The sequence below is a fragment of the Paenibacillus sp. EZ-K15 genome (assembly GCF_002573715.1).
Taxonomy (GTDB): Bacteria; Bacillota; Bacilli; order Paenibacillales; family Paenibacillaceae; genus Paenibacillus_AQ.
Genome location: NZ_PDHM01000016.1, coordinates 74096 through 87509 on the forward strand (window position 1 = coordinate 74096; position 13414 = coordinate 87509).

Genomic DNA, 13414 nt, shown 5'->3' on the forward strand with positions numbered 1-13414 from the left:
TATGAGCGGATACTATGATGAAGATATGACGCGTTAAAATGATAGATGATATGCTCAGGGAGGCGGCAGCATGATTTCAGAACGAGCGGAACGCATGGGAATTGAGCTGGTTCCCAAGCGGAAACAAGCCGTTATCGTAAACTTGATGCAATTGTACCTATATGATTTTACCAAGTATCTGGATATTTCGGTAAATGATCAAGGGCTGTTTTTACCCTATCCGGATCTGGATGAGTTCTGGAAAAAGAGGGAACGGAAATACCCTTATCTGATTACGTTTGATCAACGGCCAGCCGGGTTTGCTTTGATCGAGCGGATGGATGACGCCGCAGAAGCGGACTATTACATGACGGAATTTTTTGTTATGCAAAAATATCGGCGTACGGGATTGGGGACTTGGGCGGCGACCTGGCTGTTTGATCAGTTTCAGGGACGCTGGAAGGTGACGCAAGTGAGCAGCAATATTCCGGCGCAGGCGTTTTGGCGAAAAGTCATTGAATTTTATACGGGCGGTCGATATGAGGAATATATTGATCCGGTTCGTCACAATCCTTCGCAATATTTTAATTCCTAGTATTTTTACATGGATCGAAGGAACGTTTCATTTCTTTGATTATAGAACTTGATTACAGATCGATGCCTAGGAGGAATTTGAATGTATTTACCGAGTTTTCATCTGGAAGGGAAAAAAGCTTTTGTTACAGGGGCGGGACGTGGAATTGGACGCGCCATTGCCATAGGATTGGCAGAGGCCGGATGTGATGTCGGCTTGATGTCCCGGACCAGAAGCGATTTGGAGGAGACCGCAAATCTGATCAATGGCTTGAACCAGGGTCAGGCCTTTGTGCTGCCGGGTGATCTGACCATAAGGGAAGAGATGGAGGGAGCGATTCGAGAATTTGTAGATCAGGCAGGACGAATCGATATACTGGTCAATAATGCCGGCATGAATATTCGTACGCCTGCGCTGGAAGTGACGGATTCCGAATGGGACTTAATTGTGCAAACCAACCTGAAGTCGGCTTTTGTGGCTTCTCAAGCGGCTGCCCGATTTATGAAAGATCAGGGAAATGGCAGAATCATTAACATCTCCTCGGTAGGCGGACACATGGCCCTTCGCACGGGCGTTGTCTATGGAGCCACGAAGGCGGCTCTCATCCATATGACCAAGGTGCTTGCGATGGAGTGGGCGCAGTATGGAATTCAGGTCAACTCGGTCGGACCTTGGTATTTCCGGACTCCGCTGACAGAGAAGCTGCTTAGTGATGAAGCTTATATGCAGGCCATATTGGACCGGACACCGCTTAAGCGCGTGGGAAGTCTGGAAGAAGTGGTTGGACCTGTCGTTTTCCTGGCGTCCGAGGCTGCCAATTACATGACCGGGCAAACGCTGCTGGTGGATGGCGGACTTAGCATATATGGATTTTAGCAGGGGAGTATTCTTTCTTTCAAACTGAAGAATATAGTGCAATCGAATGGTAACGAAAAAAGGGCTTTCAGGTTTATCTATATCGGGTAATGATCAATGGGATTAACAGGGAGGAGAGTGAAGGAAGATGGAACGTCGAGCATTTGGACGAACGGACATGCAGGTTAGTGTGCTGGGATTCGGTGGCGCCGAGATCGGCAAGTCGGATCAAAAGACGGTGGACCGGCTCCTGCACAGCGCCATTGATGCAGGTCTTAACATGATTGATACCGCAGAATGTTATGGGGACAGCGAGGAATTGATTGGCAAGGCTTTGTCAGGTCGAAGAGATGATTATTACCTGTTTACCAAATGCGGCCACGCTTCCGGTCTGGACTTTCCGGATTGGGATCCCGTAATGCTTGCGCAGAGCATTGACCGCAGCTTGAAGCGACTGCAGGTGGACCACGTCGATGTTATCCATCTTCACAGCTGCTCTGAAGAAATCTTGCGGCGGGGCGAAGTGATTGAGGTGTTGCGAAGAGCTAAGGAGCAGGGGAAAACGCGGTACATCGGCTACAGCGGCGATTCGACCGATGCGCTCTATGCCCTGCAAACCGGCGTGTTCGACAGCTTTGAAACTTCGCTGAACATTGCTGATCAGGAGGCAATTGATCTTACGATTCCGCTAGCTATGAAGCAGGGAATAGGGATTATTGCCAAACGTCCGGTAGCTAATGTAGCCTGGAAGCATCAAACGCTGAGCGAACAAAATTATGCTTATCCTTATTGGGTCCGGTTAAACGAATTGAATTACGATTTTCTCGCGGATGTTCAGCAAGGCGTTGAAACGGCATTAAGATTCACCTTAAGCACGCCGGGCGTAGCAACCGCCATCGTCGGTACGGCAAAACCGGACCGCTGGGAGGAAAATGCCGCATTATTGGAAAAAGGGCAATTGCCGGAGGATATTTACGAGTCGATCCGCAATCGCTGGCGAGAGGTTGCCGGTGCGGATTGGGTGGGCAAGGTATAGGTGTATAAAAAAGAGCCTGTCGAGAGATCTCGATAGGCTCTTTTTTGCTGTTAAAAGATTGCAAACCGTGACTGTAAATGATGATGTTATTTCAACATATGAAAAATTCATAATAGAGAAATACCCATCCATTTCCTGATCTAGCCACTGCATTATTTTCATCTGGCTTCCTCTACACCTAGCACATTTTCCTGGTTTAAAAAGGGAGGCGTGAAGCGAAAAAAGTTGACATGGAAAAATTTCCCCCCTCAAAAGATGAATGTCCCCCTTTGAAACCAGTAGGGCTTGGAATAAAATTCTGGTAGACAGCAAGTATTTACATAAGGTTCTGAAAAAAATACTTAGGGGGATTAGAAATGAAAAGGACTTCCATGTTACTCATGAGTGTCATGTTGTTGCTCTCCATGTTCCTAGCAGCATGCGGTAACAGTGGCACCAACACTCCTGCTTCTGGAGGAGATGCTCCGAAGACGGAAACGCCGCCGGCAGATGAGAAGAAGGAAGAAGCCGTTCCGGTTTCACTCCGCGTGTTCTCGACTTTCGGAGGAACTGACGCAGCTCGCGAAGCCTTCCAGGCAGCGTTGGATGAATTCACGAAGGAGCATCCGAACGTGAAGATAGACAACGACACCATGTCAGCAAATGATGACGGTTTCAGAACGAAAGTGAACACCGACATGAACAGCGGCAACGAGCCTGACTTGTTGTTCTACTTCATCGGGGCTGACGCAGAAGGATTCGTCAATGCAGGTAAAGTTGTGCCGCTGAACGAAGTTCTCGACGCTGACGCTGAATGGAAGAACGGCTTCATTCCTGACGCGCTTGAGCTTGCCAAGCAAAAAGACGGTAACATTTACGCAGCACCATTGACCGGTTTCTATGAAGGTTTGTTCGTTAACAAAAAAATCTTCGAAGAAAATGGTCTGGAGCTTCCAACAGACTGGGCGAAATTGACCACAGCTGTGAAAACGTTGTCTGAAAAAGGCATTATTCCTTTGTCCGTACCATTTGACCAATCTCACTACCTGATTGAGCATACGATTTTGTCAGCAGCAGGTCCTGAAAGCCAAAGCAAAGGTCTACTTGATGGCATCGATCCAAACTGGGAAAAAGCGTATGCGGCTATGCAAGAATTGTATAAGCTGGGCGCATTCCCTAAAGATGCAGCAACGATCGACCTGAGCATGTCCGGCAACTACTATAGTGAAGGCCTGGCTGCTATGACCATCGAAGGATCTTGGGCAGTTGGAGGTTGGAGCGATGATACTCGTGACAACTCTACAGTTCTGCCATTCCCTACGGTTCCTGGTGGCGCTGGCAGCGGTAATGATATCGTAGGCGGTTTCGGTTCCGGTTTCTACCTCTCCAAAGCCACTTATGATGATGCAGCCAAAAAAGAAGCGGCAATCGCTTTGCTGAAACACCTGACTTCCCCGGCATCTATTCAAAAAATCGCTTCAGCTAACGGTGGTACACCAGCTGCTGACGTGGAAGTGACTGGATTGCCGCAAGTAGCTCTTGACGGTTTCGCTATGGCAGCTAAAGCAGCTTCCATCGTTGCACCGGTTGACAGTAAAGTTTCGCAAGAAACGTTCGGTAATCTTCGTGCTAACGTGCAGCCTGTAGTGGAAGGTAAGAAGACTCCTACTCAAGCTATCGAAGAAGCGAAGAAGACCGAGGATGCCAACAAAAAATAGTTTTCATCAGAAACGGTAGAATTAAAAGTGACGTTACGCCGCCCCTCTGCTTTCATTTGGGCGGCGTAGTCATTTCGGCAAGGACGATGAAGAAAAATAAACATCAAGGGTGATTAATATGAAGGGTGATCGCAAGTACATTGTGATGTTTTTATTACCCGCAGCAGCCATCATGACAATCTTTCTATATTATCCGTTCTTCAAGAGTTTGTATCTTAGCTTTTATCGAACAAGCGGCTTTTTCGACAAAAAGTTTGTGGGATGGGCTAACTATGAGAGACTCGTTACGGATAAACTGCTTGGCGCTGCAACGTTGCACACGCTGGAAATCATGCTCTATGTTATCGTGTTTCAGGTTGGGATCGCGCTTGTATTGGCCGTCCTGGTAGATAACATTTCCAAGCTCAAAGGGTTTTATCGAACTGTCTTTTTCTTCCCGGTTGTCATATCCGGTACTGCCATTTCCTTATTATTTGTATTGTTCTACAATTACAACTTCGGTTTGCTGAACAATTTGCTGGCGAATTTCAATATTGAGAAGATTTTGTGGCTGGACGCGAAGAATGCGCTTAAGGCAGTATCGATTCCAACGGTATGGCATTATGTGGGCTTTTATTTCGTCCTGTTCTTGACCGCCATGTCCAAAATACCCGCGGATTATTATGAGGCTGCAAAATTGGAAGGAATCACCGGGTTCAAGAAAACAACGATGCTTACAATTCCGCTCATCATGAGTGACATTAAGGTTGTTATCACCCTTGCCATTACGGGAACGTTGAAGGTGTTCGAGTTCATCTGGGTCATTACAAGCGGCCAGAATGGAACGGAAGTACTGGGAACGTATATGTACAAAAAGGCCATGGTGGATCAGAACTTTGGTTACGGATCGGCGGTTGCTATATACATGGTGATCTTTGGTGTACTGCTTGCATTGATTGCCAACCGTTTGATGAAAAGAGACGAGATTACATACTAAGCATTATAGGGGTGTACTGTTATGGAGCCAACCATCGTCGTTGAACACAAAACTCAGCGCGTTAGGAAAAGTCGGTTTAGTTTAGGCACCACGTTGATGTACGTGATTTTGACAGCGTGGTCCTTAACAACCATCTATCCGTTATTCTGGATCGTGAATAACTCGTTCAAGGTTTCTCGCGATGTGATGAATAATTCCTTTGGTATCGCATGGGAACCGGTGTTTGTTAACTATCAGAACGCATTTGACCGCATCAATATCGGGAGAAGTTATATCAATAGCTTGGTGATGTCCTTCAGTACCGTATTGTTGGTGTTATTGCTCGGAGGACTAGCCGCTTATGTGCTGTCCAGATTCAACTTTAAAGGCAAGCGCACGATTTATTCCATTCTGTATGCGACACTTTTGATCCCGGCGTTTGCTACCGTAGTTCCGGTATATGAGCTTCTTATCAAAACCAGCCTGGTCAATACGTACTGGGGCCTGATCTTCCCGCAAACGGCAGGCAATCTGACGTTTGCGACCTTGGTTATTGCCGGTTATATGGCAACCATACCGAAAGAGCTTGAAGAAGCTTCTTTTATGGACGGATGCAACCGATGGCAGATGTTTGTTAAGATATTCGTTCCGATCTCGCAGCCTGTATTTGCATCGACAAGCATTTTTGTATTTATGTGGTCGTACAATGACTTGTTCTCAGCGTTGATCTTTGTAAACAAAGAGAATGTCCGTCCGATCGTTGCATTGCTTAATGAGATTAGTTCCCAATACGGAACAGACTTTGGCCTGATGGCTACGGCAGTATCGTTGACCGTTATTCCGGTGCTGATTGTGTACCTGTTTATCTCAAAGTATATTCAGAAAGGTTTGACCGAAGGAGCCGTCAAGGGTTAAGGAGACAGCGAATTCAACGAATAGGCAAGTCAAGAGGGGACGCTTTCGTCACCTGTTTGACTTGCCTATTCGTTGTTATATTCCATTTAGTCTTTAAATCTGGATCATAGTCGGATTAGCATTTTAAGCAGATGGGTGATTAAATTCGATTAAGCGTGAGAAGCCATCTTCTCCATGACCGGCATGGATTGCTCTTTGGGCAATCGCTTTTGCTGCGTTTAAGACGCTGCTATCGATGCCGTGATGTTCGGCCACGTGGATGATATGCTCTATACTTGTCATATTGGAGATGAGACTCGAGCCCTCACCAGGGTAGACGCCTTGATCCACATCTTGTGCGATATAGGTCATGATATCCGGCATAATGTGAATGATATTGTGCGCATAGGGGGCGATGTCTTTCGCGGCAAAGTTCTCAGCGCGTGCTATAGCCAGAGCGTGCACATAGCCGCTCATCGCTGTCCAGAACACATCGAGCAATGCGACATCATATGCCGCGGCACGACCGGGATCCTCCCCCAGGAACGAAGCGGCCCCTCCTAGACTGGAAAGTGTTTCACGATGGCTGCGATATACGTCTTCTTGCCCGCTGTACAGAAGAACCGCTGAAGGCTGCCCAATGGTCGTTATCGGCGTCATGATCGCTCCATCAATATAGTCCATACCGTTCTCGGTTGCCCAAGCCGCCATTTCGCGTGCACGTTCAGGGGAGTCGGCTGTCAGGTTAATGAGGGTTTTCCCTTTCAACGCGCTGGTAGCAGGGGAGAGAATAGAGCGGACTGCATCATAATTGAGTACACAGATGATAATAAGCTGGCTGGCAAGCACAGCATTCGTAACAGTCGGGGCAAGCACTGCACCTTGTGTTATAAGTGGATCGGCTTTTGCAGTCGTTCGGTTCCACACTGTTGTAGCGTGGCCATTCTTGATAAAAGCCCCGGCAAGCGCTTGGCCCATAGGGCCGAGCCCAAGCACGGTCACATGCTCCTTATTGGTGTTTTGCTGAATTTCACGAACGTTAGGTTCGATCATTTGGCCTTGATTTTGTTTGGACTGTTCCATCCTACTTCCTCCTTGAGTGTTGGTTTCGAATATAGTGTAGACCTTGACATTAATGTCAAGGTCAATCGTTTTTTTATTCATAAAAATTAGATGAGTATTTCAATATATGAAAAATTCATAACAATGAAGAAAAGCGCTCCCTATCTCTCAAGCAAGCTATATACGATTGCAACTGTGCTTAATTACGACGAAAAGGATAAAATCAATCATAGAACTAACCAAAAGAAAGTTGTTGACAAAATATTAGCGTCGTGTTAATTTGTATATACAAATGAGAGGTGACTGGTTATGAACATCGATGATTCCATACTAAGCTCATGCTTGTTTTTTACATCGAATCGGTTTGCTCGTTCGATGACCAAAATGGCAGAGGAAGCTTTTGCCAAAGCCGGTTTATCGCCAACATATTCCTATGTTCTGGTGGTAATCCATCAATATCCCGGCATCACGCAGAAAGAGCTAAGCGATAAGTTATCGATTGCTCCATCCACAAGCACCCGGTTCATTGATAAGCTGGAGGAGAAGCAGTTGGTACTGCGCCAATCCGAATGGAAAGAAACGCATATTTTTTTAACGGATGAAGGGAAGTTGTTATATCAGGAGCTGAACCAATATTTTGAACAGCTGTATGGACAGTATGTTTCCCTCTTGGGGAAGGAACATAGCGAACAATTAACTAAACTTCTCCATGAATCCAGTGAAATATTGAAAAAGGGAATATAAAGCCTCTTTTTCACCCCTCATTTGTATATACAATTGATAAAGGAGAGATTCATCATGCAGATTGGTATTATCGGTGCAACAGGGAAAGCGGGAAGTCTGATTCTCAAGGAAGCACAAGCACGCGGTCATGAAGTAACGGCAATTGTACGTAATGCATCCAAGGTCTCCGATTCCAGTATTAACATTTTGGAGAAGAACGTGCTGGATTTGACTAATGCCGATCTTCAAGGCTTCGATGTTGTCGTGAATGCTTTTGCGGCGGCGCCTGGGCAGGAAACTCAATATGTGGAAGTAGGCCGAGTATTGATAGAAGCTCTGAAAGGCACGAAAACCAGACTGTTTGTGATGGGCGGTGCCGGAAGCTTGTTTGTTGATGAAGCCAAAACCTTGCGACTCATGGAAACTCCTGATTTTCCTAAGGAATATTATCCGACGGCATTCCACGCCGGTGAGAATTTGAAAGACCTGGAGCAAACTTCTGATGTCAAATGGACGTTTCTTAGTCCGGCAGCCTTCTTTAATCCGAAAGGTCAACGCACTGGCAGCTATCAGGAAGGCAAGGACCATGTCATTGTCAATTCGAGCGGTCAAAGCTATGTCAGCTACGCGGATTACGCGATTGCGGTATTGGATGAACTTGAACAGCCGAAGCATATCAATGAGCGTTATACGGTAGTATCCGAGGCTTAATAAGCCTGGCAACGACCTTCATATAGATCCTTGAATAAGCTGATTTCATCATGAAATCAGCTTATTTTAATGTAGGAAATCGGCCTTGATAAGTGAATAATGCATCATATGAAAAATTCATAATAAGGGAAAAACTTCAATTTATCTAGCTAACTTCGATCTAATGCACCCCAACCTCCTGTATAGTCCCTACACAAAAGTGAAAATGGTGGGGAGAGGAACAGACATATTCTGGTAAATGTTCTTCATTCCGTTAAAATATATAAGTTATGCGTATGGTTGCATCATCCAGTGACCTGGGGCCGTCCCAAAAGTAGATTTAGTTACTTGACGTACGGCTCTCATAAACAGAAAGTGTGAACCATTCCAAGAAATGTGGGGGCACCAGCGATGGGAGGAACGATTCGTACATGGAGCGTCTTCTAACAGCAAGAAGGGGGCCTCCCTCAAGATCTATGATCTTTTGGGACAGCCCAGGTTGAACCGGAGTAAATTGACAGTAGGAACCGTTTTTGGATTGTGACAAACGTCGCAAGATATAGGAGTTCATAAGAAACGAATATTGATATCACGAAATCGGCCAGTAGACATTTTTGGCATTTTAATTTGAAGAGTAGGCTGTTTATAGGTCGCAATGCTTTGTGCAGGAAGAATGGGGACCGGTAAGACGATGGTCTGGCTTTGATCTTTTGGCAAACCATTGATTTTAATTTGTGTCCGATTTAGCTTAATCCATAAGTTTTCCGGATGGACACGTTTGGGTACATAACATTTCACAACCAGAAAGTTATGGGTATCAAAAGTTTCATATCGAAGTGTATTGGGGTTAGGCAGCATTTCATTTCCGGCCGTTGCTTGTCTGATCGTATCCTTTACATAATCCTCAATTACGGTTGGATCCAGCTGGAAATCCTCATTGAGATCATTAAGATCTTTGAATGGAAACGAATTATTGTTAAAAAAAGAGTCCTTTGACAACCAGTCAGGCCGTTTGGATCTTGAGTTCACTCTATATCCCTCCCTCGTTCTGTAAATTCATTATATGGGCGAAAGAATGTTATAGTGACATCTGGGCTTCCAACCACATAGAATAAATTCAAGCGTATGATTTTGAATGAAGAGGTGGAATTGTGGTTTCGATTATCGGCAATATGAAGATTGTAAACGTGGGCCCCAGTTCTACGGTCTTGGTCGGAAATACAGGCGTCATTGATTTAACCAGCTCTTCAAAAGCTTATTCCGGCGCCAACTCGTTCACCACCGGTGATAGTATTGGTACGAATATAGCAAACAACCAGGCCAGCAGCACGAATGCAATTGATCCGGACCTGATTGATTCGCCTAATGTTAATTAAGGTTGTGATCCACTGTGAATCTAACAGTACATCAATGTATTAATATACAGCAGCTTCGGGTGGGAGCGGTGACTAACTCTTCGGTGCTGCAGATTGGAACCGCTGGAGAGATCCGGGCATTATCCAATATATATAACACAGGTGGTTTTACAGGCCCCGCTCCGGATTTCGAGCCTCAGAATAATAGCAATAACCCCTTGGTCCCATTACCTGCGCCGACTGAAGGACTGTATAGGCAAGAATGAGGTGAATTGCCTGCGCATAGATTGTATAAGGAGCAGGGGAGGCGGGTTCCATGTACGATTATTATATACAGCAATTGTTCTATATTCTTCAAACCCAGTCAGAGCAGCTGAGTAGAATGGAGCAAATGCTGAAGGAAATGCGCAGTGAAATAGATCAATTAAAACAGGGAAGCGAGAATACGATAGATCGGGTGCAATATAATTTTGATTTATTGAAAATCGAAAAATTGGAAGGCACTTTAAATATTGGGTTGATGCCTAAGGATGGGCAATCCCTGGACGATATTATCGTAAATGGTCAGCCGTTAGAACAATCCCAGACGGGAAATACAGGCGGCGAACTACACTCGAACATATATCAGAATGTATCACGTTATCTAGAAGATATCGTACCTAAGCAGATCGAGCGCATGCTTCCCGAATCCAAGCTTGTAGTTGGTGATGAATATGCTGGGGTTATTATCGAGGATATTCGTAAACAACTCGGAGACCGTATAACGGTTTATCTGAAGCAATATCAAACGAATAGGGAAACTATGAACCCACAAGATGTTGAGCAATCGATCGTCAAACAAGTGAAGAGTGAGATCGTTACGGCAGTTGAGCAGCACCTTCTTAATTTGCAACGAGGGAAGTGGAATTCAAATGAAAATGACAGTCGTCAATAAAGAGCTTCAGGTTGGTTCGATCCGCATTACAGCTATTTCAGGTTCATCGGTACTGTTGATTGGAGATACCCATGTCATGAATTGCTCCTCCATGTATGATACGCCTTCCGAATCACTGCAAATCACCCCCCTTGTTCCGTTATCTCCGGGTTCCGCACCATGAAGCGTCATTCACACGTTGATCACATGTATATCATCAATATTTCCAATAGCTCCGTATTTGTATGCGGTGAATCGGGACATATCGATGCCGATACGCGTGCATTGGCGGTTCAGCGGCAGGTGCCGGTGTTCTTTGAAGACGAGGGACAATATGAGGATTACCCGATATTTTCCAGGTCCATACCCACATGGCCGCCGCACTCAGACGTAGAACTAAACATTATACAAGATTATAAAAAGATTCATGTGGGATGTGTCGATATTATAGCGACTGCATCAGCATCGGTTGTACAAGTGGGTCCGAACGATACCATGGATTTGGAATCCAGGGTGAAGGCGATCAGACACTTTATTACGGATGCGCCCGAGTATTTAAAGGATTATAAGGGAGTTATCGTCAAAAAGAATTTCGTGAAGAAGGACTAATCTCAGTTGGTTCGGAAGCTTGCTAAATGTAAAGCTAGCAGGCTTTTTGCGCTGTGGTCGGAATTTCGGTACTGAACGAAAAATTAATATTTTACCTTCGTTCACAGTGACCCTGACGATTCCCCGGATGGGTAGGAGATGTGCAAAACAGGAGGAGCGCCATGCGCTCCTCCTGTTTCTATGTGATCTATGGATTATTCTCCTTGCTGATGGGCAGCTTCGTCTTTGATCTCTTCTCGGAAGCCGGAAATACTCTTTTCGCGACGAGCATTACGATCTTGAATCTGTTCTTTCTCGCTTGCCGGAATCTCATCCCCGAACTCCTCGAGATAATCTTCGGCTTCACGGTAGTTCTCAATCGTGTTTTGGACGGCCTGTTGCAAATGTTCTACATTGTCTTCGCGATTATCGGGTTTAGCCATGAATTGTCACCTCCTTAAATTCAACTGCCTTGCTAAAATTTCACACCTCAAGAGTTTTCCATAATAAAAACATCCTTATGCATACGAGGCTGACACTATCAAAAAAGCTACAGTATTGTAAATATTGCAAGTCACTTCTTTACATATCCGTTGGACGGAATATGTTATAATGTCGAAAAAGCAGACTTGCAGCATGACATCGAAATAAGAGGAGGAAGAATTCTTGAAATCAAGTCGTTTTATATTCTGGCTCAGTATGCTAATGATGATGGCATTGATGTTAGCAGCCTGTACCTCAGAACCGATAAAACAACAGCAAACTTCTACATTAGAAGACCCTCCTGAATCGGTTGAAGAAGAAGAAGGTCAGACCATTACACTAGTAACGCCGGATACGGCGATGAAAGCGCCCGAGGAAAAAAGTAAATATCAGATACATACACGGTTGACGGATTTCCAACTCATAAATGAGTCAACGGGGATTGCTTGGGGGATAACGAACACGGAGCTGCGCCTTTACCAGACGCAGGATTATGGCGAAACGTGGGTTGATATCTCTCCATCCTCCAATGTACAGTTCGTTGATAAACTGGAGTATGGGAAAGACATCGTGTTCACGGATAAGAAACATGGTTGGATTATACGCAACAAGCAGAGATCAGCTGAAACGATCCTGCTCAATACGACGGATGGAGGAGACTCCTGGAAGCTTTCTTCGCTGCCGGAGACAGGTATCGTCACGGCCATGTCCTTCGTTTCATCTCAGCAGGGATGGATTATGGCGAAAGGCGACCTTTCCCGGGGCTCTGAGGAGAAGTCGCTATTTCGAACCAGCAATAATGGCGGATTATGGGAAGAGGTCATGCAGAATACAGAGTATCCTACATCTCGTGTTCCCGGCAGCGTGATCCCGCGAACAGGGTCCATTATTGGCTTAACCTTCACGGATTCGCTTGTCGGATTTGCGACCATCCGTGAAATGCAATCCTCCAAATTGTATATTACCCGTGATGGAGGTCAGAAGTGGAAGTCCTCCGGACAGATATTCAAGAGCAAACTGCTGGATCGGTGCGGTTCGGTCTTTGCAGGTGCCCCCAAGTTTCTGGGCAGAGGCAGTAGTGGAAGTGAGCTTTATATACCGATTACCTGCGTGAAGGATGACCAGGCGAGCTATTTGGGTTACTTTACTGCTGACACGGGGAAATCATGGAATCTGGTATCATTCCCCATTTCGGGTGATACCGGTCAGGGGTCTATTCAGCCTGTTTTCCGGCGGCTTCATGATGGGTGGAGAATGGTGAACGGTATTGTTTATCATACGAATGATATGGGAAAGACCTGGAAGCCATTTCCGAGGAGTAAGCTGCTGAACGATAATCTTGCCAAATATCCGAACGTGGTAAAACTGCAGTTTACATCTTCTGATGTCGGTTGGATGCTGATTGAAACATCGGACAAGAATCGATCGCGTCTGATGAAGAGCAGTGACGGCGGGGCAACCTGGCAGGGTCTATAGTTTTCAACGAGAATATATGACCTGAATATGCCGATAAAAAAGCAGATTGAAAAAGCTTTATCGAATGTGATCATCAGTTCGGATAAAGCTTTTTTTCGGTATATATTGTGAAATAAATCACAAACAATAACCTC

The 13414-nt window shown here is 45.5% G+C and carries 17 protein-coding genes; 14 read left to right on the top strand and 3 right to left on the bottom strand.

The genetic code is table 11. The features are described from left to right. The first annotated feature begins 70 nt into the window (after positions 1 to 70). The 6 genes from CRG97_RS12925 (at position 71) to CRG97_RS12950 (ending at position 6011) form a co-directional block, all read left to right on the top strand. Positions 71 to 574 (top strand): GNAT family N-acetyltransferase, encoded by a 504-nt coding sequence (locus CRG97_RS12925; protein WP_098743321.1) that lies wholly within the window; start codon positions 71 to 73, stop codon positions 572 to 574. Between the two features lie 81 nt (positions 575 to 655). Further along, positions 656 to 1429, top strand: coding sequence for an SDR family NAD(P)-dependent oxidoreductase (locus tag CRG97_RS12930; protein ID WP_098743322.1), 774 nt, complete (start codon positions 656 to 658; stop codon positions 1427 to 1429). Between the two features lie 127 nt (positions 1430 to 1556). Beyond that, complete coding sequence (locus CRG97_RS12935) at positions 1557 to 2444, top strand: aldo/keto reductase (RefSeq protein WP_098743323.1); 888 nt, start codon at positions 1557 to 1559, stop codon at positions 2442 to 2444. A 356-nt stretch (positions 2445 to 2800) separates the two neighbouring features. Then, positions 2801 to 4141: an ABC transporter substrate-binding protein gene (locus tag CRG97_RS12940; RefSeq protein ID WP_098743324.1), complete on the top strand. Its 1341-nt coding sequence runs from the start codon at positions 2801 to 2803 to the stop codon at positions 4139 to 4141. Positions 4142 to 4259: 118 nt separating this feature from the next. Next, positions 4260 to 5117, top strand: a complete 858-nt coding sequence (locus CRG97_RS12945) for a carbohydrate ABC transporter permease (protein WP_076321207.1) — start codon at positions 4260 to 4262, stop codon at positions 5115 to 5117. Positions 5118 to 5138: 21 nt separating this feature from the next. After that, on the top strand, positions 5139 to 6011 hold the full coding sequence (locus tag CRG97_RS12950) for a carbohydrate ABC transporter permease (protein ID WP_076321208.1): 873 nt from the start codon (positions 5139 to 5141) through the stop codon (positions 6009 to 6011). A 123-nt stretch (positions 6012 to 6134) separates the two neighbouring features. Here CRG97_RS12950 and CRG97_RS12955 read toward each other — a convergent pair whose 3' ends face one another. Further along, entirely contained in the window at positions 6135 to 7073 is a 939-nt protein-coding gene (locus tag CRG97_RS12955; RefSeq protein WP_098743325.1) for an NAD(P)-dependent oxidoreductase, read from the bottom strand. 288 nt (positions 7074 to 7361) lie between these two features. Here CRG97_RS12955 and CRG97_RS12960 point away from each other — a divergent pair, with 288 nt between their 5' ends. Both CRG97_RS12960 and CRG97_RS12965 read left to right on the top strand, forming a co-directional pair. Then, positions 7362 to 7796: a MarR family winged helix-turn-helix transcriptional regulator gene (locus tag CRG97_RS12960; protein ID WP_076321209.1), complete on the top strand. Its 435-nt coding sequence runs from the start codon at positions 7362 to 7364 to the stop codon at positions 7794 to 7796. 54 nt (positions 7797 to 7850) lie between these two features. Continuing rightward, positions 7851 to 8486, top strand: coding sequence for an NAD(P)-dependent oxidoreductase (locus CRG97_RS12965; protein ID WP_098743326.1), 636 nt, complete (start codon positions 7851 to 7853; stop codon positions 8484 to 8486). 546 nt (positions 8487 to 9032) lie between these two features. Here the strand turns inward: CRG97_RS12965 and CRG97_RS12970 are convergent. Beyond that, entirely contained in the window at positions 9033 to 9494 is a 462-nt protein-coding gene (locus CRG97_RS12970; RefSeq protein WP_098743327.1) for an Hsp20/alpha crystallin family protein, read from the bottom strand. A 122-nt stretch (positions 9495 to 9616) separates the two neighbouring features. Between CRG97_RS12970 and CRG97_RS12975 the strand changes: the two genes are divergently transcribed. The 5 genes from CRG97_RS12975 to CRG97_RS12995 are packed head-to-tail and all read left to right on the top strand — an operon-like array spanning position 9617 to position 11342. Beyond that, positions 9617 to 9841: a spore germination protein gene (locus tag CRG97_RS12975; RefSeq protein ID WP_098743328.1), complete on the top strand. Its 225-nt coding sequence runs from the start codon at positions 9617 to 9619 to the stop codon at positions 9839 to 9841. A gap of 14 nt (positions 9842 to 9855) precedes the next feature. Next, entirely contained in the window at positions 9856 to 10086 is a 231-nt protein-coding gene (locus CRG97_RS12980; RefSeq protein WP_098743329.1) for a spore germination protein GerPB, read from the top strand. Positions 10087 to 10136: 50 nt separating this feature from the next. Further along, positions 10137 to 10754 carry a spore germination protein GerPC gene (gene gerPC / locus CRG97_RS12985; RefSeq protein ID WP_098743330.1) on the top strand — a complete coding sequence of 206 codons (618 nt, stop codon included), beginning with the start codon at positions 10137 to 10139 and terminating at the stop codon, positions 10752 to 10754. After that, positions 10732 to 10917, top strand: a complete 186-nt coding sequence (locus tag CRG97_RS12990) for a spore gernimation protein GerPD (RefSeq protein ID WP_098743331.1) — start codon at positions 10732 to 10734, stop codon at positions 10915 to 10917. Before gerPC ends, CRG97_RS12990 begins: the two co-directional genes overlap by 23 nt. Next, positions 10914 to 11342, top strand: a complete 429-nt coding sequence (locus tag CRG97_RS12995; RefSeq protein WP_098743334.1) for a spore germination protein GerPE — start codon at positions 10914 to 10916, stop codon at positions 11340 to 11342. The genes CRG97_RS12990 and CRG97_RS12995 overlap by 4 nt, the downstream gene beginning before the upstream one ends. A gap of 194 nt (positions 11343 to 11536) precedes the next feature. On the opposite strand, the gene tlp is transcribed toward CRG97_RS12995, so the two are convergent. Next, positions 11537 to 11764: a small acid-soluble spore protein Tlp gene (tlp, locus tag CRG97_RS13000; RefSeq protein ID WP_071218157.1), complete on the bottom strand. Its 228-nt coding sequence runs from the start codon at positions 11762 to 11764 to the stop codon at positions 11537 to 11539. 223 nt (positions 11765 to 11987) lie between these two features. Here tlp and CRG97_RS13005 point away from each other — a divergent pair, with 223 nt between their 5' ends. Next, positions 11988 to 13280 (top strand): YCF48-related protein, encoded by a 1293-nt coding sequence (locus CRG97_RS13005; RefSeq protein ID WP_098743337.1) that lies wholly within the window; start codon positions 11988 to 11990, stop codon positions 13278 to 13280. The last annotated feature ends 134 nt before the right edge of the window (positions 13281 to 13414 follow it).